At 41.5% G+C, this 23982-nt stretch carries 19 protein-coding genes; 11 read left to right on the top strand and 8 right to left on the bottom strand.

What is annotated here, in order from left to right; all coding sequences use genetic code 11:
* Positions 1–66: 66 nt before the first annotated feature.
* Complete coding sequence (locus ABJF57_RS16880; protein ID WP_462232510.1) at positions 67–1236, bottom strand: BamA/TamA family outer membrane protein; 1170 nt, start codon at positions 1234–1236, stop codon at positions 67–69.
* Positions 1217–1519, bottom strand: a complete 303-nt coding sequence (locus tag ABJF57_RS16875; protein ID WP_462232509.1) for an antibiotic biosynthesis monooxygenase family protein — start codon at positions 1517–1519, stop codon at positions 1217–1219. The genes ABJF57_RS16880 and ABJF57_RS16875 overlap by 20 nt, the downstream gene beginning before the upstream one ends.
* Before the next feature lie 334 nt (positions 1520–1853).
* Here ABJF57_RS16875 and ABJF57_RS16870 point away from each other — a divergent pair, with 334 nt between their 5' ends.
* From ABJF57_RS16870 to ABJF57_RS16840, 7 genes are all read left to right on the top strand, one after another.
* Entirely contained in the window at positions 1854–2456 is a 603-nt protein-coding gene (locus tag ABJF57_RS16870) for a tetratricopeptide repeat protein (protein WP_462232508.1), read from the top strand.
* Complete coding sequence (locus tag ABJF57_RS16865; RefSeq protein WP_462232507.1) at positions 2434–3375, top strand: sensor histidine kinase; 942 nt, start codon at positions 2434–2436, stop codon at positions 3373–3375. Before ABJF57_RS16870 ends, ABJF57_RS16865 begins: the two co-directional genes overlap by 23 nt.
* A gap of 1 nt (position 3376) precedes the next feature.
* Complete coding sequence (locus ABJF57_RS16860) at positions 3377–4132, top strand: LytR/AlgR family response regulator transcription factor (RefSeq protein ID WP_462232506.1); 756 nt, start codon at positions 3377–3379, stop codon at positions 4130–4132.
* A 151-nt stretch (positions 4133–4283) separates the two neighbouring features.
* Positions 4284–8078: a T9SS type A sorting domain-containing protein gene (locus ABJF57_RS16855; protein WP_462232505.1), complete on the top strand. Its 3795-nt coding sequence runs from the start codon at positions 4284–4286 to the stop codon at positions 8076–8078.
* Between the two features lie 87 nt (positions 8079–8165).
* Positions 8166–8951 (top strand): EcsC family protein, encoded by a 786-nt coding sequence (locus tag ABJF57_RS16850; RefSeq protein ID WP_462232504.1) that lies wholly within the window; start codon positions 8166–8168, stop codon positions 8949–8951.
* Between the two features lie 365 nt (positions 8952–9316).
* Entirely contained in the window at positions 9317–10489 is a 1173-nt protein-coding gene (locus ABJF57_RS16845; protein ID WP_462235964.1) for a sensor histidine kinase, read from the top strand.
* Between the two features lie 75 nt (positions 10490–10564).
* On the top strand, positions 10565–11062 hold the full coding sequence (locus ABJF57_RS16840; RefSeq protein ID WP_462232502.1) for a hypothetical protein: 498 nt from the start codon (positions 10565–10567) through the stop codon (positions 11060–11062).
* A gap of 16 nt (positions 11063–11078) precedes the next feature.
* Here the strand turns inward: ABJF57_RS16840 and ABJF57_RS16835 are convergent, their stop codons facing one another.
* Together ABJF57_RS16835 and ABJF57_RS16830 are read right to left on the bottom strand one after the other, a co-directional pair.
* Positions 11079–12197, bottom strand: coding sequence for an FG-GAP repeat domain-containing protein (locus ABJF57_RS16835; RefSeq protein WP_462232501.1), 1119 nt, complete (start codon positions 12195–12197; stop codon positions 11079–11081).
* Positions 12198–12273: 76 nt separating this feature from the next.
* A complete protein-coding gene (locus tag ABJF57_RS16830) occupies positions 12274–14655 on the bottom strand; it encodes an ATP-binding protein (RefSeq protein WP_462232500.1) in 2382 nt (793 codons plus the stop codon).
* Positions 14656–14929: 274 nt separating this feature from the next.
* On the opposite strand from ABJF57_RS16830, the gene ABJF57_RS16825 reads away from it, so the two are divergent.
* From ABJF57_RS16825 to ABJF57_RS16815, 3 genes are read left to right on the top strand one after another with little or no spacing between them, the layout of a single operon-like run.
* Positions 14930–15490 carry an RNA polymerase sigma factor gene (locus ABJF57_RS16825; RefSeq protein ID WP_462232499.1) on the top strand — a complete coding sequence of 187 codons (561 nt, stop codon included), beginning with the start codon at positions 14930–14932 and terminating at the stop codon, positions 15488–15490.
* The gene (locus ABJF57_RS16820) at positions 15465–16883 is read left to right on the top strand and encodes a porin family protein (protein WP_462232498.1); all 1419 of its coding nucleotides are present in this window, start codon (positions 15465–15467) and stop codon (positions 16881–16883) included. The genes ABJF57_RS16825 and ABJF57_RS16820 overlap by 26 nt, the downstream gene beginning before the upstream one ends.
* 20 nt (positions 16884–16903) lie before the next feature.
* Entirely contained in the window at positions 16904–18337 is a 1434-nt protein-coding gene (locus tag ABJF57_RS16815) for a hypothetical protein (RefSeq protein WP_462232497.1), read from the top strand.
* 127 nt (positions 18338–18464) lie between these two features.
* On the opposite strand, the gene ABJF57_RS16810 is transcribed toward ABJF57_RS16815, so the two are convergent.
* Complete coding sequence (locus tag ABJF57_RS16810; RefSeq protein WP_462232496.1) at positions 18465–18833, bottom strand: DUF7009 family protein; 369 nt, start codon at positions 18831–18833, stop codon at positions 18465–18467.
* A gap of 1 nt (position 18834) precedes the next feature.
* Positions 18835–19422 carry a molybdenum cofactor guanylyltransferase gene (gene mobA / locus ABJF57_RS16805; RefSeq protein WP_462232495.1) on the bottom strand — a complete coding sequence of 196 codons (588 nt, stop codon included), beginning with the start codon at positions 19420–19422 and terminating at the stop codon, positions 18835–18837.
* A gap of 54 nt (positions 19423–19476) precedes the next feature.
* On the opposite strand from mobA, the gene ABJF57_RS16800 reads away from it, so the two are divergent.
* Positions 19477–21717 carry an FdhF/YdeP family oxidoreductase gene (locus tag ABJF57_RS16800; RefSeq protein ID WP_462232494.1) on the top strand — a complete coding sequence of 747 codons (2241 nt, stop codon included), beginning with the start codon at positions 19477–19479 and terminating at the stop codon, positions 21715–21717.
* Between the two features lie 2 nt (positions 21718–21719).
* Here ABJF57_RS16800 and dsrP read toward each other — a convergent pair whose 3' ends face one another.
* Both dsrP and ABJF57_RS16790 read right to left on the bottom strand, forming a co-directional pair.
* Positions 21720–22964, bottom strand: a complete 1245-nt coding sequence (gene dsrP / locus ABJF57_RS16795; RefSeq protein WP_462232493.1) for a sulfate reduction electron transfer complex DsrMKJOP subunit DsrP — start codon at positions 22962–22964, stop codon at positions 21720–21722.
* Between the two features lie 5 nt (positions 22965–22969).
* Positions 22970–23980, bottom strand: a complete 1011-nt coding sequence (locus ABJF57_RS16790) for a 4Fe-4S dicluster domain-containing protein (protein ID WP_462232492.1) — start codon at positions 23978–23980, stop codon at positions 22970–22972.
* Positions 23981–23982 lie beyond the last annotated feature (2 nt).

Here is a 23982-nt window from a genome sequence, read left to right as displayed (position 1 = left end):
TTGTTAAGCGGAAGGAATGTAGTCGCTCCTTCCGCATTTTTAGCTCTTGTTTCGATTATTTTCAACCTAAAAGGCTTCTCCAATGAAGAAATAATAGCCCAGGCCATCTTCAGAAACCGCTACATCTAGACGGGTGAAAATATCTTTGCTTCGAAAGATCAGAAATCGCACACCAGTGCCTCCAGCTACTTTAAATTTGCTTAAATCTAAACTGCGTACGCCATCGCTCACGGTTCCAAACCCTACAAATGCTGCTGCTCCCCACCGTTTGCTAAACGGGAATGGCAAAAATCGATATTCTGCTTGAGCAGCAAGTAATGTATTGTCCCGGTATCTGCCCAGGTAGTATCCTCGCATGAGGGATTCTCCACCCATAAGTGAAAGCTGACTAAATGGTGCACCTCCCTGAACTTCAGAAAAATAAACTTGCGTTGCTAACACCTGCGATTCCGTAGTTGGTAAATAGTAGCGGGCATCAAAAAAGTACGAAGTGAATTCAAAATCACTTCCCCATCCATCATCATACCGGAGGAACCCCATTTCTCCAAAAAAGCCTTCCCTTACGTTTAGCACATTGTGCCTGTCATCATAGACCAATCCAAGCCCTAATCCCAGATTACTGAATTTTCTGATTCCTTCTGGAGCATCAAAAGGATCGTCGACCAAACGATTAAAGCCGACATTAGACAAGCGATGAAAATCTGTTTCAAAGCCAAGGTACAGGCTACCATGAACCTTTCTCAGCACACGTTCTCGTATACTGATACTACCTGCGTCAATTTGTGCCAACTCCTCGCCGTTTGTGTCTATGCCCTCGCCAAAATAAAGCAAGGGAAATTGCTGTAGCCGGATTCTTCCTAAAAGAAACCACAAGCTCTTGTCACTATAGAGCGCATGATCCATCCACAGTCCGTATTGTTTTTCAAGAGTGATGAAGCTAAAAGCAGTGACTTCACTCAATCGATTGTTGATATCTTGATTCGCATAGTAGACATACACTGCGCTAACGCCAAATTCCCATTTGGTTTCAGGTGCAAATGCAATGGTGGGATAAGCTATAAACTTGGGCTGTTCAATCGAAGTAGTATCGTTGAATACTGAATTCCACACGCGCTTTACCAATCCTTCATTTTGAGCTTTCAGAGATGGTGCAAGTCCTATGCAAAATAGCATCAACCCAATTCGCAGAAAAACATGGATGTATTTCACTTTCAAATCAACTAGCGAAGACTTCATAATGCTGCACACATTCTTCAAATCCCAGAAGGAATTGCTGGTCTTCAGGGTAATATTTTGCCTTGCTGAAATCATCTCCCGCAAAGTTTTTAATCACTTCCATACTTTCCCAATAAGTGATGAGTTTAAAGTGGCCTATGTCGCCTTCAAGCTTTCTAAGGAAACGGAGACTTATAAACCCCGTGGTTTCTTTGTAATCGGGTAGTGCCCTCTCCTTCATAAACGCCGTATATTTTTCATAGTCCACGGCATTCGTTCTACCTTCCCATATTCTTGCGATCATCTCGTTAGTCTATATTAAGTTTCTCATCGATTAATTGATCGAAGTAACGCATTTCCCTCATCAGTGGTTCTCTCACCTCCTTTACACTCCAGCAAGCCTCATTATTTCAAGATTATGTTAACTGAATAACGATAGGAAACTCTTCAGTGACCAGCAAATCGTGGCGTTCACTCAAAAAAAGCCTTCTCTCAATCAAAAGAGAAGGACGGTAGATCAAAAGAAGCAACAGAATGTGTCAGATATGATATCTTCCCAGCTTTAGCCTGTGAGATTTATCTCTTTTCATGTATCTCTTTTTTAACTTCCTGTTTCTTTCAGAAAAGTAAACCACCATATGATCAGATTGGTAACACTGAGTTTCTTACTCCTTGCTTTGAATGGTTACGGTCAATCCAATGCGGATAGCTTGAAGCTTTTTCTTGAAAAAGCGGAGAGCTATGCTGCTGGCCCTCCAGACTCACTCATCAATTACAGCAGGAGTGCTTTGAAGGTCGCCCTTGAAACCAATGCAGATCAAGAAGGAGGCACTGCTGCCTGGTTGCTTGGCATTGGCAAACGAATGCTTAATGAATTGGATTCAAGTGAGTATTATTTTGAAAAAGCACTAACTCTGACAAATGATCCGGAACTGACCGGTAATGTGAAAATGGGTGTGGGTGGCATTAAGTATGCTACCCTGGAATTGGATGGCGCACTCAGTTATTTTTTAGAAGCCGCAGTGATCTTCGAAAAGCTTGAATTGGAATCTAGACAAGCAGCTGCGTACACCAACATAGGCATGGTCCTCAATACATCGGATTCTGACGAAAAAGCCCTAACCTATTTCAAGAAGTCACTGGAGATTTCAAAGCGGTTAAGCTTAACAAACACCTTGCTTCCTACATTGGTAAACATTTCTATTTTGTTTGAGAAGAATGATCAATACGATTATTTATGATGCCAAGGGAATGCCTCAAAAAGCTTTGGAATACCACCGCAAGTACTTCGAGTCTTTTAAAGAATTTACGACCTGGCAAAACAATGAACACATAACTGAAATGGAAGTTCGCTATGATTCCGAGAAGAAAGAGCAAGAACTGCTGCAGCTCACTCAACAAAATGAAATTCAGGAATTGCGAAATTCCCGAGTTCTACTGGTTAGCATATTGTTGCTAATCAGTGTAATCTCAGCAGCCCTGGCTATTGTATTTTTCTATCAAAAGCGCGCCCACAGGCAGAAAGAATTAGCGGCGGTGAATAAACAGCAATTGCTTAGGTCACAAATGAATCCACATTTTCTTTTCAATGCACTCGCCTCTGTTCAGGATTATATAATGGAAAAAAAACCAATAGAAGCAGTCAAGTTTTTAGCACGCTTCGGGGAGCTTGTCAGAGATATACTGGAAGGATCGAGGCAAGAGGAAATATCACTGGCCAAGGAAATAAAAATGGTTGAAAATTTCTTTGAGTTGGAGAAACTCAGATCTGAAAAGGAAATTCAATTAAGAATCGAACTGGAAGGAATCGACGACCCAGAAGATTTACTCATCCCACCCATGTTCATTCAACCTTTCGTAGAAAATGCCATTAAGCATGGATTCATTGGATTGGATAAAGGAACCATTATCATATCCATCACAAAGCAGGTTGAGTTATTGCAAGTAAATATCCTGGATGATGGAATTGGGTACACCTCGAGCGAAGCAGATAAGAAAGAAAAATCATTAGCTATCCAGATAACCAAGGAAAGGTTGGCAAGTCTCAACAGACGTCCGATCAATCAAGTGTTGTTCGAAATCAAAGATCAGTTCACAAATGATCAGGCAAATAAAGGGACAAGTGTGACCTTTAACCTTCCAGTCATAAAGCTTACCTAAAATGAAATACAGAGCACTAATCGTTGAAGACGAAAAAAAAGCACGTAATCTCTTAGGTAAGCTGATATCTTCCGAATGCCCTGATTTGGAAATTATTGATGAGGCCGAGTCAGTGCAGGAGGCCATCGAAAAGATCAAAGCAAGCAAACCCGACATCATTTTTCTGGATATTCAACTAGGCGAGGAACGCTCTTTCTCTATTTTAAAAGAAATCAATCATGCGGAGCACAAAATCATATTTGTGACTGCCTTTGAGCAGTATGCAGTGGATGCTTTTCGATTTTCTGCTGTCGACTACATTCTTAAGCCGGTGGATCCTGATTTATTGGTGGGCGCGGTGGAAAGAGCTACGCAGCAGTTGGAAGATGAAGACCTCAAAAGCAATTTGGATGTGCTCGTTCATAACCTTTCTGAAGATGACAGAAAGCACAAAAAACTTGTCTTGTCCACGATGGATATGGTACATCTGGTAGAACTCAATGAGATAATCTGGTGTCAATCGGAAGGGAATTACACAAATTTTGGACTTATCAATGGAAACACACTGCTGATATCGAAAACACTCAAAGAATACGATGCTCAATTGAGTGGATATGGCTTTATGCGGGTACATAAATCCTACCTTGTGAATTTGGATCATCTCTCAGCTTTTCATAAAAAAGAAGGTGGTTTTCTTATCATGTCCGATGGAGCAAAGATTCCCGTCGCTGTGCGAAAAAAGGAAGAGTTCATGAAAGTTTTCGACCGCTGGAAGTAATTCCTCATTCATATTTCATCCTGAAATTTTAACGATAACTCGATAAAGTACTACGGTGCTTCAAAAGGTGCTGTCGCACATCCAAATTGTAAAAAATGGAGGTGTGCATGTTAGATATTTACAATTAATTATTAAAAAAATTAAATATCTGATGATGAACAAAATAGCCACCGTACTAACCATTTGCCTATCACTTGTTATCACATACACACATGCTCAAGTAGTTTATGTAGACCAGGGAGCCTCTGGAACAGGGGATGGAGCAAGTTGGACAAATGCATTTACTAATCTGCAAGGTGCCATTGATGCAGCTTCTACTGTCTCAACTGTTGCAAACCCCATTCAAGTATGGGTGAAAGCAGATACCTATTACCCCACCGCCGGAACTGACAGAAGTATTTCATTTAATATGAAGAATGAGGTAGAAATATATGGTGGGTTTGCAGGCACAGAAACTTTGCTATCGCAGCGAGACTGGAACGCTAACATAACCATTTTATCAGGCGACATTGGTGTTCAAGGTGTAAACACGGATAACTCAAAAATCATCATATCGAATAGTAATTTTCCTTCTACACCCTTAACCTTGACTGCTATTCTGGACGGCTTTATTGTTGAGGATGGATACTTAGATGATCCTGTTTTTATTGGCGGAGCGGGCATGAGAAACAACAATTCCAGTCCTACAGTTAGAAATTGTACGTTTAGAAATCATGTAAGCACAACAACTCCGACAACTGGTGGCGGAGCTGCGATATACAATGGCGGAGAATCACACCCAGCCATTTACAACAGCATATTTCATGACAATTCTGCTCACAATGGTCCTGCAATAACTTTCGGAAGTCCTGCAAGCGCCTTTTCACATACCATAGAGTCAGTCATCGCCAACTGCCTGTTTTATGATAACACTGCATCGTCGATCGGAGGAGCAGTCTATGTCTATAACTATCGGGTAGGTATGTACAACAATACATTCCATAACAATTCTGCCCTCAGTCAGGGGGGTGGCGTCTTTTGGAATGTAACCTCCACTCCAGACGTGGATCCTATTTTAGTAAACAATGTTTTTTGGAATAACTCAGCTTCTTTCGATAATCAAATAAGAGTTTTTTACGGATCTGGCACACCAGCCAATCCTACCTACGGACCCAATCTCATTGAAGGCGGATTTCCATCCTCCACGAGCCTGGTAGTTACGGATGATCCAGAGTTTAATGATGCCGCCAATCAGGATTTCACTGTTCAGCATTGCTCCCCAATTGTTAATGCAGGTGATAATTCCATTCCAATAAACTCCACGGTAGACCTGGCCGGAAACACTAGAACATTTGGTACCAATGTAGATTTGGGTGCTTACGAAATTCAAACAACTCCTCTTTTTTTCGCCGCAGTAGAAACAGAGGATGTCACATGCAATGGCCTAACTGATGGCCAGATAAATGTCAATGGCGGGGGTGGGTTAGGTTCCCAACCCATCCAGTACAGCATTGATGGCGTGAACTTTTCAACTAATTCCGTCTTCGGCGGACTGAGCGGAGGTACATATACAATTACCCTATTGGATCAGGCCAATTCTTGCACCTATGCAGAATCATTCACAATTACCGAACCATCAGAGATTAGCATTTCTTCGCTGGTGCCTACAAACATTTCATGCAATGGGGCAAATAATGGATTACTATCCATTGAAGTAACAGGAGGGGCAACCCCCTATCAAGTGAGCTTTGATGGTGGAAGCACTTTTGTTTCATCCCAGTTTACAGCTGCCATAGAAATCTTAAACCTGACACCCGGATCATATACGGTAACCATTGTTGACGGGAATGGCTGTTCATTTACAAATCCAACAACTACTATCCTATCCGAGCCAAGCGTATTGACATCATCTTTCATCCGCTCGGATGTGGATTGTCATAACGATACGGACGGATCGATTGAAATTATTGCATCCGGAGGTACGGCCCCTTACTCATACAGCCTGGACGGAATCAACTTCCAGGCTGGGTTCATTTTCACGGATTTAGCTGCCGGAAATTACACCGTTAGCATTAAAGATGCCAACGATTGTATTTCAACCTTCAATGAAAGCATCAGTCAACCTTCACCACTTGGGAGTGTTGCTATTTCAGCTTCCCATGTAGATTGCTATGGTGGCTCTGACGGCTCTTTCTCATTCGAAGGCTCAGGAGGAACCGCACCATACGAGTACAGCTTGGATGGAGTTAACTTTCAGACATCCCCCCTAATGACAGGCTTGACGGCTGGAACCTATACCTTGACCATCAGAGATAGCAACTTATGTGCTATTTCACTCAACTGGACCGTGACTGAACCCGATTTGCTGACCGGAACCTTAACAGCAACCGGTACATCTTCTTGCGGACTATCTGACGGAACACTAACTGTAGCTTCTTCTGGGGGTACTTCTCCATATCAATACAGCCTCGATGGAGGAACAACCACACAAGCATCCGCTACATTTTCTGGATTGCCATCGGGAGCGTATACGGTTACCTTGATTGATAGTCAAGGGTGTGAACTGGAAATCAATGAATCGGTGGATGATCCCGCTACGGCTACCATTTCAACTTCTGTCACCAACATACTATGTCATGGTGATGCATCAGGCACCATTGAGGTGTTGGTAACAGGCGGGTCCTCTCCCATTGAATATTCTTTAGATGGAGTCAACTATCAAGCGAGCAATGCATTTCCAAACCTAACAGCTGATACATACAGCGTTTATGTAAAAGAATCCAATGGTTGTACACAATCTGTAACTGCAACGATCACTGAACCAACACAATTGGTTGGTTCTAAAACCAAAGATGATCCGAGTTGTTTTGGAGAAAATGATGGCGCCATCGAGGTAATCGGTTCAGGCGGTGTCTCTCCCTATGAATACAGCATAGACAATACCAATTATCAAGCTGCGGGAACATTTAGCAACCTCACGGATGGAACCTATACCCTTACTATTCGCGATTCAAACAACTGCACTGTGCAGCTTTCAGAAACACTGACTGACCCGCTAGAGGTTACTGCAACTGCTGCAGTAACGGATGCAACTTGTCAGGGAAGTGCTGACGGAGTGATCACAGTCTCTCAAGCCAATGGCATTACCCCATTAGCTTATTCACTGGATGGAGGAGCAGGTCAAGCAAGCAATGTTTTTGATCAATTAAACCCAGGCACCTATACCGTTCTCGTAACAGATGCAAATGGTTGTGGCGTGACATTGTCTGATGTGACCGTTGGTGCAACTACCTCAATAATTCCGACCTTATCAACCACTCATATTCTATGTGCGTCGGGCTCTACAGGTGAAATTAGCGTTACTGCTACTGGAGGAACAAGTCCGTACGAGTTCAGCATCAATAACGAGGCCTTTCAGGGGTCCAATGTATTTAGCGGGTTGTCAGCAGGTTCGTACCAGGTTGCGGTTAGGGACGCGGATGGCTGTCTGGGTATCGAAAATGTAACATTGACAGAGCCCGACGCCCTTCAAATCACTGTGGTACAAAATGATAAGAGCTTTGAGATAACTGCAAGCGGAGGGCTCAGCCCATATGAATTCTCCACTGACGGAGTGACATTTCAAAGCTCAGGAACATTTTCAAATCTCGATGTTGGAGACTACACCTTTCGTGTCAGAGATGCCAATGGTTGTGTAACTGAGTCAGACGAGTTTTCCATCATACTTGGACTGACGGATGTCGCAGAAGAGATCAAACTATTTCCAAATCCGGTCTCCAATTATTTTCATGTCGATTCAAAAGACGTTGACCAAATAGCTATCTACAATTTGGGCGGTAAGCTCATTAAATCTGTCCCCAATCAAGAAAAAGTTGTAGTGAGTGATCTGGACACCGGCCTCTACCTGATACTCATGAAGAACATCGATCAAAAAATCATTTCCGTCAATCGCTTAATTAAAGATTAACTAAGGCAGGCTAACTATGGTAGTTAGTTGAACCAGCTCCTAGGGGGCTGGTTTTCTTTTTTTAATTTTGACAGATACACACCATGGATGAAAAACGTCGAATCTAACTCCATTTATCACAGGCTGGTAGCTACAGAATTACTCGAATGGCGCGCAGCAATGCGACGAAAGCCTTCTTTTTGGAATCGGACGACCAAGAAGGTTCAGAAAAAAGTAAATGGCATCATTCCGGAAAAAGTCCATCGCGCCATCACTAAAGCAATTAAAGAAATCACAAGAGCAGTGATTTTTGGGTCGGGGTTCACGACACGCACAAGAAAGGACGTGAAAACTATCGAAGAAGTCGAAATCAAAGTGAAAGAACGGATCAACTTTTATTCCTCCTCAGCTGCCGTTGAAGGTGCCGCTACGGGTTTTGGCGGTTTTTTGCTCAGTCTGGCTGATTTTCCTTTATGGTTGACGCTTAAAATGAAATTGCTCTTTGAAATAGCATCCAGGTACGGTTACGATACCAAAGACTACAAGGAACGTCTATACATTTTATACATTTTCCAGCTGACCTTCTCCAGCCAGCAAAGGAGAAATGAGGTATTCGAAAAAATGGAGAATTGGGAGCTCATCAAAGAACAACTACCTGATGATCTGAATACGTTCGACTGGCGAACCTTCCAGCTGGAGTACCGAGATTACATAGATTTGGCCAAACTGCTTCAATTGATTCCAGGAGTAGGTGCGATTGCAGGTGCATTGGTGAATCATAAGCTGACAAACAAGCTGGGCAAGGTGGCAATGAATGCCTACCGAATGCGAGACCAGCGATTTAAAGAAACGAGGTTGTTGGGAAGTAACAAAACGCAGAAATACATTAGTTAATCCCTAAGTACGAAAATGACTTGAATCTAGACTTGGCGTTCCTACTCTAAAGATGTCATTCTTATCCCGTCATGGCTACACTATTAAAAAAGTATCAACTGATAATTCAATCGAAGAAGACTGGTTGTTAATCTTTGAATTTCAAGCGTAAGAAGAAATACTTTGGATATAATATTATCAATTGATAATATTATATAGCGAAAACCTTGACCTATCTAATGAATTCTACCGAGTAAAATTCTATAATTCATCAAATAGCGGACAATTCTTGATTCATAAAATTCACTACTGTGATAGAAACAAAAGCTATTGACAATGAGCGTACTTTTTTTAGGCTATTAATGATCATAGCCTATACATCTACCTTGGGATTCAGCATTTTTCTATACCTGCATGAAGTTTACATACTTGCTTATAATGGTTTAATTTGTTTTTTACTGTATGTTGTTTACGGTGTTGCCAGCTATTTCACACCTAAAAGAACTTTACTATTTAGATTGGCCACTCTGACGGCCTTTCATGCATTTTATTTTAAAATCTTCTTTACCGGCGGTGCCCTTTCGCCCTCATTGGCAGAGTTTATCATACCTCCAGTAATCGGCTTCTTTTATAAGCCAATTCGTGATCGGTATTTTTTCATGATTCTAGCAGTGCTGTGTGTAATAAGCATGTGGCCACTTACAACTTTAGGGTATGTCAAAGACTATTTTCCGCAAGAGTGTGCAATAGAAAATAGTATAATTTCAACATTTTTTGTTTTTGGAATAGTCGGGCTCTATATCTTCATATTTCGTAATTCAATCGGTAAGAAAAATAGACAGCTCAGGAAATCTTACAAAGATCTTCAAGACACATCTGAGAAATTAATTGAGTCTGAAAAAATGGCTTCCTTAGGTATGATGTCTGCTGGTGTAGCGCATGAAATAAACAATCCATTAAATTTCATTAGAGGTGGCATAGATATGCTATCAATGCAACTTTCAGATTCCAAAGAAGCTCAGCCATTTATCCATGCTGTAGATGAAGGAGTAAAAAGGGCTAGTTCAATTGTCAATAGTCTAAGACATTTTAGCAGAAATACTTCATCAAAAGATGAGGTTTGCGACATTCATTCGATAATAGATAACTGTTTAACAATGATCAATTATAAGCTCAATTTCGAAGTTGAAATTGTGAAAAAATATTGCGATAACAGACCTTTCACAATCGTTGGAAATGAGGGGCAACTTCATCAAGCGATACTTAATATTATCTCAAATTCAGAGCAGGCTATTCATGATAAAGGGACTATTACAATTGAAACTTGTACGGTCAATGAAAATCAAGAGTTAATAATATCAGATACAGGTATTGGAATCAGTCAAGAAAATCTTTCCAAGATTAGAATTCCATTTTTTACAACAAAAAGTCCAGGAACAGGAACTGGTCTTGGTCTTTCAATAGCTTATAAAATTATTGAAGACCATAACGGTGTCATTTCTGTAAAATCCGAACCATTGAAGGGCACTCGTTTTCACATTTCTTTTAGGGATTCATAAGCAAATGAAAATTGTAAACTCTAAAGAGTTTACAGAAACAATCAAGTTTTAACAGATAGTGATTAAATTAAAATCGTGTCAAGCTTTAAAATACGTCCACGCTTTAAGCAAGTAATCAAAGGCAAAAAAGATGATCTGGAGCAAAAGCTATTGGCGGGTATTAAGCAAAAAGAAGCTCACTTCGTTTCCAACCACCTCCCCGGTCATCTTTACATCAGGATTCATCCAGACAACCAGCATTTTTGGTCACCTCAACTGCACCTATCTTTTGAGCAGGAAGAGGATAATATCATTGTCAGAGGACTTTATGGGCCTAATCCTACGGTCTGGGCCATTTTCTTTTTCAGCTATGTTGCACTGGGTATACTATCCTTGTTTTTAGGCATGTGGGGGCTCACAAGGTGGAGTTTAGGGCTGGACGCTAGTGTACTTTGGTCTATTCCCATTTTTGCGGCAATTGCGCTTATTCTCTACATTTCAGCGCAGGCTGGGCAAAAAATAGGAGCTCAGCAGCTCTTTGACATTCACCATTTGTACGAGGAAATTACCGAGGATCATGTGACTGTGGCATGATTCGTATTCACTCGCACTAATCAGGATTCTGAAGAAAAAGCAAATTCAAACCATCCGAATTTGCTGTGACAATATCCAATAAACCATCATGATTTAGATCAACAATTTGAATATCATAGGTGTCCAGCTTTTTCTTTGAAATCTGAATCGCATCGTATGCTGTCCCGTCGCCAGTATTCAAATAGCACATGTTTATTCCTCGACCATTTCCAGCAACTATATCCATGTCTCCGTCATTATCTATATCACCCACCTCAATCGCAAAAGTTCTACTTTTCAGTTTAGTGAATTCTTTTTCCAGTTGATAGCTCAAACTTTCATCCCCAAAAGCAATGGTATTTTTTGACCTGATGTTCCCACTAATTATATCCATATATCCATCATTATTTAAATCAGCTATGGCAATGGATCGAGTGTCTCTTGCTTCAGAACCTATTTCTTTCCTTTTCACAAAACGCATGTCTTCGTTGAAGTAAATAGCATTAAGTTGATCATTTCTATTGGCTGCTATCAGGTCATTATCCCCGTCATTGTCAATATCATATACAATGATGTCCAAGGTTGCTTCTCCATCAATACCAAATGGAATAACCTCGTTGAATTGTCCTTTGCCATTATTCAGACATATTTCATTTTTGTAAAATCGATTGACAACAATGATGTCAGGAAATCCATCAGTATTAATATCAGAAAGTATGATATTTCGGGTGTTTGATTTCTTAAAACCGAACGTGCCAGCGTATGAAAACTTCCCTGCCCCGTCATTCATAAATAAATGATTCAGTGCTTTATCATTTCCTACAACCATATCCAGGTCTCCATCTCCATCCAAATCCCCGAGTTCTGCCGCATAGGTAGTGGATGCGCTATCTATCCAGTATTGCGTAAGAAATGTCCCGTCGCCTTCATTCAAATAAACTTCATTTTGATCTGGCCAATGACGTCCATTGGCAATCACTACATCCATATCTCCATCATTGTCGAGATCACCACCACTTATTGAGGCAGACCTTCTCTTTTCATTACCAAATGCCGTTTGCGTCCAACTTACGTCTTGGGTATTTGCATCAATCGCAAGTAGTGTGAGCAAAAAGAAAGAGATGTATCGCATGGTTTGATAATATGCTAAAATCATGAAGGTAATTAAATAATTGCTGTCATGGATTGCCATACATGGCTGGCATAACAAGACATTTTGGATTCAACATCAACTAAATCGAAATCCACTTTTCCAAGACAAGGGAAAGCGAATTGTTAACAATCGGTTTACTTACGAAATCATCCATTCCGGCATTGTAACACTTCTCCTTATCGGCTCTCATTGATCCTGCCGTTAATGCAATGATTGGTGTTTGGTTGCCCGTCTCGATTTCTCTGATTTTTCGTGTTGCATCATAACCATCCATTTCAGGCATCTGTACATCCATCAAAATGATATCGGGATTTTTATCAACAAACATCGTCACTGCTTCCACTCCATTGACGGCCTCAATTACTTTGGCATTTGGCAGTGCTTTTTTCAACATCATTTTAACAATGACCATGTTATTAGTATTATCTTCTGCAACTAGAATCTTAAGCTTTTCAGTAGAAATCACTCTTTTAAGTGTATTCACTCCAGATTTACTCGAATCTGACTGACTTTTCGAAACCTTGCTATCCGACAGCTCAAAGTCCACCTCAAAGAAAAAAATGCTTCCTTCTCCATGCACACTTTCTAACTCCAATTTGCTATCCATTAACGACAACAATGTGTTTGATATGGATAGCCCTAATCCAGTACCTCCATATTTTCTGGTTGTAGAAGTATCTTCCTGAGAGAATGCTTCAAAAATCTTTTCAAGATTTTCAGGCTTTATTCCTATGCCCGTATCCCTGACAGAGAACCTGTAACTTACTTTCTTATCCTTTGATTCTAATACCTCAACTTTCAACTCAATCTCTCCCTCATTGGTGAACTTCACTGCATTTGCCAGTAGGTTAACAAGTATCTGTCTCAGTCGAATATCATCAGCTAAAACATATTGATATTTTTCATCAACCAATGAAAGCTTTAAGTCAATGTTTTTTCTACCGGCCTTATAGCTGGTCATTTGCATCACATGCTTGCAAAGCTCAATTAGATCTGTATGCTCAACTACCAGATCCAGCTTTCCTGCCTCCAACTTAGATAAATCCAGAATTCCATTGATAATACCCAGAAGACCAAGAGCAGACTGATTTACAATGCTTAAGTGCTTCCTGGGAGTATCGTCTAAATTTGTTTCCAGAATCTGATCTGTATAGCCAATGATAGCATTTAAGGGAGTTCGAATTTCATGACTCATTTGAGCTAAAAACTGCGATTTCGCCTGATTTGCATGCTCTGCCTCCTCTTTTGCAAGATTTCTCTCAATTATCTTGATTTCTAGCTCACTGTTTTTACCAGTCACTTTTTTATAGAAAACGAAAACAACGACAAGCAGTACAATCAACAATATGGCTATTGCGAATGTCAACCTAAACATTTTGTTCTGTGCCTCGAGTAAGTTCTGGCTAAGGATAGCTTCTTTTTGCAAGTCCTCAATTACTATTTCCTTTTCCCGACTCTCATAGATTGCTCTCATTTTTGCCGTCTCTTCCGTCAAATTGAGTCTCGCTAAGCTGTCATTAAGCACCAGTATTTCTTCATATAAATCAGGTAGCAACTCAATCTTGTTTATCTGCCTGAGCAACTGAGCTTTTAAAAGCTGACCATCATAATAGACTTTTAATGCTCCTATTTTTTGGGCAATTTCTTCGCCTTTTTCCACGGCTTTAATTCCTTCTGCCAGTCTATTCATATTTGAATAAGCCTTACCAAGGAGAATGTAGGAATAAGATAAGCTGTAGAAATCCTCAGAAGCCTCATCAAGCTCCATTGATTGTTTCAGGTATGTAATTGTCTGCGCGTACTCACCTAATTCAAGATATGAATAGGCAATGTTGGAAAGCGTGATAGACATTCCTCGTTTGTCACCAAGCGAGTCAACGATAAGGTTGGCCTTTGTGAAATATGCTAGTGCTTTTACATTTTTCCCCTCTTTTTGAAAGAGCTCTCCAACATTATTCAGTCCATAGGCTACTCCCCTTACATCACCTAAAAGCTCTTTCAATTCGATCGATTCTTCATAAAACTTTCGAGCAGTTTCAAGGTCTTCCAGGTTTTTATAAGCAATGCCGAGGTTATTTTTCAGCTTTGAAATACCCAATGTATCTCTGAGACCTTCTAGCAAGGCTAATGATTGCTGATAGTATACAATTGCCTGATTGGAATTGCCCTGAATGTCATACGAAATAGCTTTATTCTTTAGTGCCTGGGCTATCCCTTGCGTATAATCGATTGAGCTATCCAGAGATATTACTTTATTGAAGATGGTTCTGGCTTCTGTGGGGTCTGTAAAAATCAGGTTGAATCCCAATTTATTCAGTGTGTCAATTTTATCGACAACCTCCATTTCATCAGGTAAGGACGTGATGAGACTATCAGCCTGCTGCGCATAGGAATACCGAATAGAAAATAGCGTCAGCAGAATGACCATTCTGACATCACTCATGTGAATAAAGAGTTTCATTTGGCCAGTTGAGTCTCAAAAGTATCTTAAAACAAATAGGTTAGCATAAAAGAATTCCAATTTCTTCAGTTACCTCCCGAAATATGAAGGTTCCTATCAAATTGAATTGTTTAAAGCTTATTATTTAAAAAAAACAAAAAGTCTAAATCATTGATTCTGTTTGTTTTATGCACTTTTTAATACAAAAAATCAATACCTTCTATTACCCAAGCAACCATATCGAAAAAATTGGCGTTCGGGCTAGAAAGTAAGATCAAAGTGATTCACAGAACACTTGAAGAATAAAGCTAACATATTGATCAAAGACTGTCAAAAACAAAAAAAAGGCAGTGAGAAAGCTTTATACGAGCATTTTTTCTCTTACGGTATGAGTGTGAGTTTGAGATACACCGCCACTTATGAAGAGGCAGTAGAAATTCTCAACGATAGCTATATGAAAGTTTTCAAAACCATCAAAAACTTTAAGAATGATACATTCAAAGGATGGTTCCGGAGAATTATCATTAATACAGCCACTGATCATTATCGAAAGATGAAAAAGTTTGATTTTTTGGAAGGGTACGATGCTGGAAATGCAAATGCCATTTACGCAGAAGAGCTGATTACTGCACAACTATCATATGAAGATTTGTTGGGTTTGGTACAGCAGCTCTCCCCTTCTTACAGGACTGTTTTCAATCTCTACGCTATCGATGGATATAAACATGAAGAGATTGCAAAAACGCTGGGCATTACGACTGGAGCTTCAAAGTCAAACCTCTCGAGAGCGAGGCAGATATTGAAGGGCATGATAAAAAAAACGCTAGACTATGAGTTCACGGAAGCTATCGGATAAGGAATTTGATCGGTACACCAGGAACATCCTGAAGAAACCTGAGGGCATGGCTTTTGACAAGTCAGCCTGGATGGCCATGGAACAAAAAATTGCTCAAAATGGGACATCATCTTCTGCCTTAAGTTTGAAATGGTTGATCCCTGGCATTCTCATCCTGCTCACCACCACCGGCTATTTTGGTTATCAAAATTTCAATGAGTCCAAAGCGGTCTTGGAGGAAGATGCTTTTCTCAATGGAGAATCTGCTATGGAAACCGTATTCCCTTCCGACACAACCACCTCAACGCAGAAACCTTACGTTAAATCCAATATCAACACTGCATCTCTAACTCCATCAATTCCTTCCTCACAAACTTCTACAAGAGAGAAGACTGTAGCAAAAACAGCAACCCCAGATCTCATAAATGAATCAACTAATTCAGACCAAACCCAAATTCTGCCAAAAGGAGCTGAAGCAGAAAAAGTAAGAGCAGAACAACCGGAAGTAATAAATCCTGAAAAAGAAAACACCATCAGAGCGAAAGAGACTTTACAAAGCGCATCTAATCCTGTGGCTGACAAATCAGTAACTAAAGAAGTTATGACCAGCAATGCACCTGCATCCGGTCTTCAAAAAATAAAAGAAACCGCTGCAGTGAATGTTGCTGAATTAAAAACAATTCAAGCAAAAACAATAGAACTTTCATTGGCAAAAACAGAGCTTCCAACATTCATTCCTGCCATGCAAAAAGATGATGAAGGGCATACTATTCATGCTGATACTGCCGCGGCAAAAGAAGAAGTTATTCTTCCGTTCAGTCGCTGGGCACTGGGCATTACGCTGGCACCTGACTTTAGTACAGTTGGTGAGCTGAATGAATTCACAAGGCCAGGAACTGATTTAGGATTTTCTGTTGAATATTTCATCACCAGAAGATTAAGTGTCACAACTGGGGCAATACTGACTCGCAAGTTATACAGCACAACTGATGCCAGCGAATACACTGTTCCTGCAGGGTTTTGGAGAGGCAATCCAGCTCCAGAAGAAATTGCAGCAAATTGTAAAGTCATAGATATCCCTCTGAACCTAAGGTATCGATTAACTGAGGGGAAAAGAAACTCACTTTTCGTTAGTGCCGGGATAAGTAGCTATTTGATGCTCAATGAAAAGTACGAATACAATTACGACTATGGAATTGGCAATGGAAATCAACCAGAAAGTTGGGAAGTATCCAATGAGAACAACCACTTCTTTGGTGTGTATAATCTATCGGTAGGTATTGCTAGAAAAGTGAGTAGAAAAATTTCCGTAGAGGCCGAACCCTTCCTTAAAAACTCCCTTGGAGATGTAGGTTGGGGACAAGTCCGACTAAAGAGCACAGGTGTGCTCTTTCACCTTAAATACAGCTTTTAGACACTAAATTTTAAAACAAAATGAAAATTGAGAAATGGACAAATGTCCGATCAGGCATGTTATATGTCAAAACGTTAATAACGTTATTTGTTATAATAAGTATTTCTTCTTGCGGAGACGATGACTCTGTTGATCTCTTAGGAGAAAACAATGTAAGAATTGTAGAAGTAAATGCCACCTCCAATGAAGTAACTTTGAAAAACTTTGGAGACGGTGAAGCAGACTTAAGTGAATACTGGTTTTGCTTGAGAAGAAGCTACGTGCAGCTGAATCAAGTAACCATTAAAACTGGAGATTTAACACTCGGTGAAGATGAAACTGTCACTTTTTCCATTGATGTAAACGATGCAGGATCTGACGTCTCAGTCTATAACACCGGGGGATCATTTACATCCTCTTCGGCTCTTGTAGATTTCATGCAATTCAATGGATCCTACACCACTAATGGACGTGAGGATGTTGCGGTAGCGAAAGGAATCTGGACAGCAGGTGAGTTTGTAGAAGGTGTTTCCTCATTTGCCTACGATGGAGATGGAGATCAAAATGGTGCAGATCAATGGATCGGGGATGCGCTGGCTCCACAAGAAAGCAACGTGAGAATCATCACTGTAGATCCCGCTGGGGATTTGGTGACATTGAAGAACTTTGGCACTGAAGTAGAGGATCTTTCTAACTACTTCTTCTGTATGCGTAAAGTATACCCTGGACTATCCACAATCACACCTGTAAGCGGTGATCTTACGCTAGACCCTAATGAAGAGGTTCAGCTTCCGGTAGCAATCAATGATGCTTCATCAGATGTCGCTTTGTATCTCAATAATAATGGATTTGCGAGTGCTGAAAACATGATTGATTTCATGCAGTTTGGGCAAGATGTTGGAGCTGACGGCAGAGCGAATGTTGCGGTAGACAAAGGCATTTGGACAACCGGAGAATTTGTAGAGGGAGCCGCTCCATATAATTTCACCGGCACCACCGATGACACAGGTGCTTCTTTTTGGATAGCATCCGCTGCAATCAGAATAGTCTCCATCAATCCTGATTCGGAATCTGTGACCATCAAAAATCTGGGTGGTTCTGAAAAGGACATCAGTGCATACCAGTTTTGTCTTGGCCCAGGTAATTACAACGGAATAACTAATTATACCTCCATCACAGGTGATTTCGTCCTTTCTCCAAATGAAGAAGTCACGATAGATCTTGCAACAAGTAATGGGAATGTGAACGACCTCCCAGCGCAAGGGGGACTTGGACTATTCAGTGACACGAGCTTTTCATCGGAAAGTCCTGACATACTAAAAGACTATGTACAATGGGGAGCTGCCGATCAACCAAGAGTAGGTCAAGCGGTAACAGCTGGAAGATGGAACGATGCAGCCAACTTCGTCTCTGGTACTGCGCCATACACTTACATCGGAAGCTTTGACAATGTAGGTTCTTCTTTTTGGCAGTAAGATCAAGATTGGAGATATCTATCGTAGGATATTTTGTTCAGTTGGTTGGTAATTATGAGGGGCCGTATCGGCCCCTTGTTTTATTGCTTGGAGTTTCCCAAATGACTCTCTGATCATAGACAAGTTTCTAGCAATTACTCTTAGGATTAGGAAATGCGTCTGATTCGTCCTCTCCATCACGTACTGTCAGACAAGCAAGGTCTTTCTCAACCAACAATTTCAAGGCATTACCATTCACAAGATCAAAAGATGCAGTCAAAGCCAAATCTTCATTGGAAGCAATCCAGGGATTTGCTTCATTTTTGGGAATGCAGAACTCCATATGACTGTCTTGAAAAGATGCTTCAAATCCAGCTGAGACCTTTAATGAATAAGTGAAAGCTACATTCCCGGGAAATTCAACCGTCTCAGAAACCAACCCTTCCTCTGCAAATTGCTTTACTTCACCCTGCATCAATCGGATGCGAATGGAATTTCCTCGTATGCGTAGTTTCATTTTACTTATTTTGCTCAATTATGGACTTTGCTTTTTCGAAATCCATTTTATCATTCACATTAAATAACTCTTTGTCACTTTTCACCCTTACAGATTTTATCTGATTCTCCGTTAAGAATTTTCGTGGGAAAATTTCATCACCATTCAAATGATGCCTTTTAAGGGCTTTAAGGGCTTGTAGTTCCCAAATTGCCGCAAGTGGCTCAGGAAGGCCGCTTTCCAGACCAATCAATGATGTAGCCATTACCTCCATATCTCGCTCCCTAATTAGCTCTTCTATGGTTAGGTCGGTAATGAAAGGCATATCCACAGCTAAAACTAACCAAGCTTTAAAAGGGAATGCTTCATAGGCGCTCAGTAGCCCATTCAAGGGTCCTTTTACTTCTAAATTATCCGTGATCAGTCTATTGCTAAAGTCTATTTTTTGATCCTTTCTCATTGAAATGTAGGTCTCCGGAATGGAGCTACTCAACAGTTCAAAGAGGTGCTGCACCTGCGGCTTTTCGTGGTATTGAATAGCCGACTTATCTTCACCCATCCGTGTGCTTTGCCCTCCGATCAAAATCAATCCATTCAAGTCTTCATTCATCTATTTATAAAAGTAGCTATTCGGTTAATAAAAGAGATTCTTATCTTTAACTATATGTCTGACCATCATCACTTGCGAATAGAAAAACCTCCAAAGGTTTCTGTTGGACCAAAGTCGGTAACCAATGCCAGCAGGATGATTTTTAAAGCCATGCCTCCTTGGAAAGCATTGAAGCTCTTGGGGAAGCTCAATCAGAAAAAAGGAATCGATTGTCCAGGGTGCGCCTGGCCGGATCCTGACAAGCGCTCAAAAATTGGAGAGTTTTGCGAGAATGGCGTAAAAGCCATCGCCGAAGAAGCGCAACACAAACTAGTGGGAGAGGCCTTCTTCAAGCAACACACCATTGAATCTCTGCGAAAAAGGAGCGATTACTGGCTTGGACAACAAGGTAGATTGGCCCAACCAATGGTCAAAAAAGAAGGAAGTGCACGGTACGAACCTATTGCATGGGAAGTAGCATATGACATGATAGGAACCCACCTCAAATCTTTGAATCATCCGGATGAAGCCGTCTTTTACACTTCCGGCAGAACGAGCAATGAGGCGGCCTTTCTATATCAGCTCTTTGTGAGAAAGTTTGGTACGAACAACCTCCCCGACTGCTCTAACATGTGCCACGAGTCTAGCGGTGTTGGATTAAATGAAACGCTGGGAATTGGTAAAGGGTCTGTGCAGCTGCAAGATTTTGAGCATGCTGAGGTAATCTTAATTTTCGGACAGAATCCAGGCACCAACCACCCTCGGATGCTAAGCTCCTTAGAAAAAGCCAAGCGAAATGGCGCCAAGATCATCGTGATCAATCCATTGAAAGAGGTGGCACTCATGAAGTTTAAAAATCCTCAAAAGGTCAACGGGTGGATCAGTAAAGGAACGGATATCGCGGATTTGTACTTACAGGTAAAAATCAATCAGGATGTGGCACTACTCAAGGCCTGGCTTAAGCTACTATTGAAACATGAAGGCTCTCTTGATCATGAATTCATTACAAATAAGACTTCAGGATTTGAAGCATTAAAAGCGGATCTTGAAAACCATTCATTAGATGAATTGATTCAGCAAACGGGATTACCGAAAGAGGATGTACTACTTGCAGCACATTGGTTGTCAGCAAAAGATAAGATCATTGCCTGCTGGGCCATGGGGCTTACCCAGCATGTAAATGCCGTTGACAACATAAGAGAAATAGTGAACCTGCTTTTACTAAAAGGGAGTATTGGCAAAAAAGGCGCAGGCACCTGTCCTGTAAGAGGACACAGCAATGTGCAGGGCGACCGTACCATGGGCATCTGGGAACGTCCCACCAAAGCATGGACAGATAGGCTGAAGGAGGTATTCAAATTTGATCCACCAGAATCTCCAGGCTACAATGTAGTAGAAACTATCGAGGCAATGAACCAAGGTAAGGTTCGGTTTTTCATGGCCTTAGGTGGAAACTTTCTCCCCGCAGCACCAGATACCATGTATACTGAACAAGGCATTCAAAAGTGTGAGTTGACGGTGCACATCAGCACCAAGCTTAATCGTACGCATTTAGCTCCCGGCAAAACATCGCTCATTCTACCATGCTTAGGCAGAACCGACAAGCACATACAAAATGGCAAGGAGCAAGTAGTGACTGTAGAAAACTCCATGGGTATCGTGCATGGTTCTCATGGCAGTTTGACTCCACCCTCAAAACAGTTGAAGAGTGAACCCGAAATAGTGGCTTCCATTGCTGCTTCCGCCTTGGAAAATGAAGACATCAACTGGACTGGACTGATTGAAGATTACGACAACATTCGTGATTTGATTGCTAAAGCAGTAAAAGGCTTTGAGAGCTACAATGAAAGGCTAAAAAAGGACAATGGTTTTGAGCTGCCCAATGGCTCCCGAATAGGCGAGTTCAACACGCCATCTAAAAAAGCCGTCTTTACGATTAATCAACTAGCTGAATCCATACCAGAAGGTCATTCATATATCATGATGACGATCAGGAGCCACGATCAATTCAATACCACTGTTTACGGAATGGACGATCGCTATCGGGGGATATTTGGTGGTAGGAATGTTGTGTTCATGAATCAGGAAGACATGAAAGCCGAGGGTATGAAACAAGGCGATATCGTTGAGCTCTCAAATAATTACAAAGTCTCTAGAAAAGTAGCTGGATTTAGTGTGGTGCCTTATGAGATTCCGAAAGGATGTGTTGCCACTTATTTCCCTGAAGCAAATCCATTGGTTCCATTGCACCTGCATGCACGAGGAAGCCATACTCCAGCATCAAAGTCTGTAGGTGTGAATGTGAGGAAAGTATGAAGCTAACCGGCTGCAGGTGCTTCCTTTCCTTTCTCCTTGTATCTCATTCTCCCCATTTCAATAGAAATAGCCGATTTAGCAAGGATCGTGAAGATGAATGCACCCATCGCCCAAATACCTATTGTCACTCCTACTTCTATCCAACTGGGTACATACTCTACGATATCACCCCACGAACCTGGAATGAATCCGGGAATAATGAGCCCCATACCTTTTTCGATCCAAATGCCGATAAACAGACAGACACAAGCCACCGTAAGCCAGCGATAGCTTTTTATAAACAGGTGCATTGTTAGAATAGCCGTAGCAACCACATTCAAAGTCAATGATGCATAGGTCCATGGTACCAGGCCAGTTTTACCATGTAGACCAAAGAATAGGTATACCGCACTCAAGCTGTGATGTGTTTGCGCATAAAACTCCTTGAATAATTCGGAAATGAGCATGATGAGGTTGACTTGCGCCGCTACTGTTACCACCATAGCCAATTTCGCAAAAGACTTCTCAGCAATTTTATAATCAGTATATCTGCTGATCACCTCCAGTATGATGATAATAAGTGCCGGACCTGCTGCGAAAGCAGAAGCCAGGAATCTCGGCCCGAGCAAGGAGCTATTCCAGAAGGGTCTTGCCGGCAATCCCGCATAGAGGAAGGCTGTCACCATGTGAATACCAACAGCCCAGAAAACGGAAATCATTGCACCGGGAATGTAAAAATTCTTGTTGGGCTCCTTGTTTTGATACCTGGACATCAGGATGTAGAGCGGTATGGTTATGTTGATGAATAGATAACCATTCAGCACGATCACATCCCACGCAAGCATGGACTGAGGGAAATTGAATAAACCTATGCCCGGGATCAGGTGCCAGGCCCTGCCAGGCCCTCCAAGATCTACCGTCACAAATGCAAGACACATAATGAGCGCAGCTACTGCCAGTCCTTCTCCAATCAATACAGCCTTAGAGAAATCAACATCTTTAAGCACGTAGGTGGGCATCACTAGCATCACAGCTGCTGCTGCTACGCCCACGAGAAAGGTGAAATTAGAGATGTATAATCCCCAACTCACATTGTCGTGCATACCCGTCACTACCAGCCCTTTACTCAACTGCTGGTAATAACAATAAGCACCAAGGAGCATGAAGAATGTTAAAACACCCATCCACGTATGATAGGATCTTGAACCTTGCATCGCATTGGAGATGCTGTCTTTAGCCAGAGAACGGAATATTCTTAATTGGTTCATAATTGTTAATCCATGAAATACCAAAACTTAGGCTCTGTACCCAAGTCCTCTTTGAGTCTAAATACCTTTTTATTTTCAAGCACCCACCTGATCTCACTTTTAGGATCCAGAATGTTACCAAAAATCCTTGCTCCCGTAGGACAGGCTTCCACGCATGCAGGATTTTTACCGTTTCGAGAGCGCTGAATGCAGAATGTACACTTCTCCATCACCCCATTCTTTCTCAATCGATTGCCTAAATAGTGTTGATCTTTATTGACCTCTTCTTCTGGCACCTCTGGTTGTTGCCAGTTAAACCTTCGTCCATCGTAGGGACAGGCGGCCATGCAGTATCTACACCCTATGCACCAGTCATAGTCGATCACAACGATACCATCTTCTTCCTTCCATGTTGCTTTGACCGGACACACGTCGACACATGGAGGATTCTCACAATGGAAGCATTGTGTGCCCATATAGAAGTGACCTTCAGCAGGCACTTCATGGTAATAGTCATCTTTGGCCAGCTCAAAATTGATTTGTCCGTTTTTATGCTCATGAATGCGGATGTACTGCATCTCCGAGTTTCGATCCTGGTTATTTTCCTCTACACAAGCATTGACACAATCCATGTATCCCTGACACTTGGAAATATTGAATGCGTAACCATATAAGACATTATCAGTAGCGCCTTTGGAAGACACGCTGATCTTTTTCCCGGTATTAAGTTCATAGAGCCTTTCCAGGCGTGTCACGGTATCTTTCTGCTCCTTTTCGGTCATCACACGGTAGTTTTTCTTAAAGAACTCATCCCACTGAAGACCACCTTTCTCTTTCACATCATCAGCACCTACCACGCTGCAGGAAGTAGAGGCCATCCCTGCTCCCGTCAAGAGTCCGAGTGTGAGTTTCTTCAGCGCTCCTCTTCGGCTCGTTGTAGCATCCCCTGTCTGGCTGAAGCCCATATCATTTATCGGAGCAGGTTCTTGCTTACTTCCACAGCTACAGTTATGTCCACATGAATTATTCTCTTCCATAG

This window comes from Ekhidna sp., assembly GCF_039940915.1.
Lineage (GTDB): Bacteria > Bacteroidota > Bacteroidia > Cytophagales > Cyclobacteriaceae > Ekhidna.
Note: the sequence above shows the minus strand (reverse complement) of the source record. Positions and strands in the feature narration are given on the sequence as shown.

Excerpts from the sequence above, each read along its gene's own strand:
- ABJF57_RS16880 (WP_462232510.1), bottom strand. The coding sequence starts at position 1,236 with ATGAAGTCTTCGCTAGTTGATTTGAAAGTGAAATACATCCATGTTTTT.
- ABJF57_RS16875 (WP_462232509.1), bottom strand. The coding sequence starts at position 1,519 with ATGATCGCAAGAATATGGGAAGGTAGAACGAATGCCGTGGACTATGAA.
- ABJF57_RS16870 (WP_462232508.1), top strand. The coding sequence starts at position 1,854 with ATGATCAGATTGGTAACACTGAGTTTCTTACTCCTTGCTTTGAATGGT.
- ABJF57_RS16865 (WP_462232507.1), top strand. The coding sequence starts at position 2,434 with ATGATCAATACGATTATTTATGATGCCAAGGGAATGCCTCAAAAAGCT.
- ABJF57_RS16860 (WP_462232506.1), top strand. The coding sequence starts at position 3,377 with ATGAAATACAGAGCACTAATCGTTGAAGACGAAAAAAAAGCACGTAAT.
- ABJF57_RS16855 (WP_462232505.1), top strand. The coding sequence starts at position 4,284 with ATGATGAACAAAATAGCCACCGTACTAACCATTTGCCTATCACTTGTT.
- ABJF57_RS16850 (WP_462232504.1), top strand. The coding sequence starts at position 8,166 with ATGAAAAACGTCGAATCTAACTCCATTTATCACAGGCTGGTAGCTACA.
- ABJF57_RS16835 (WP_462232501.1), bottom strand. The coding sequence starts at position 12,197 with ATGATTTTAGCATATTATCAAACCATGCGATACATCTCTTTCTTTTTG.
- ABJF57_RS16830 (WP_462232500.1), bottom strand. The coding sequence starts at position 14,655 with ATGAAACTCTTTATTCACATGAGTGATGTCAGAATGGTCATTCTGCTG.
- ABJF57_RS16820 (WP_462232498.1), top strand. The coding sequence starts at position 15,465 with ATGAGTTCACGGAAGCTATCGGATAAGGAATTTGATCGGTACACCAGG.
- ABJF57_RS16815 (WP_462232497.1), top strand. The coding sequence starts at position 16,904 with ATGAAAATTGAGAAATGGACAAATGTCCGATCAGGCATGTTATATGTC.
- ABJF57_RS16810 (WP_462232496.1), bottom strand. The coding sequence starts at position 18,833 with ATGAAACTACGCATACGAGGAAATTCCATTCGCATCCGATTGATGCAG.
- mobA (WP_462232495.1), bottom strand. The coding sequence starts at position 19,422 with ATGAATGAAGACTTGAATGGATTGATTTTGATCGGAGGGCAAAGCACA.
- ABJF57_RS16800 (WP_462232494.1), top strand. The coding sequence starts at position 19,477 with ATGTCTGACCATCATCACTTGCGAATAGAAAAACCTCCAAAGGTTTCT.
- dsrP (WP_462232493.1), bottom strand. The coding sequence starts at position 22,964 with ATGAACCAATTAAGAATATTCCGTTCTCTGGCTAAAGACAGCATCTCC.
- ABJF57_RS16790 (WP_462232492.1), bottom strand. The coding sequence starts at position 23,980 with ATGGAAGAGAATAATTCATGTGGACATAACTGTAGCTGTGGAAGTAAG.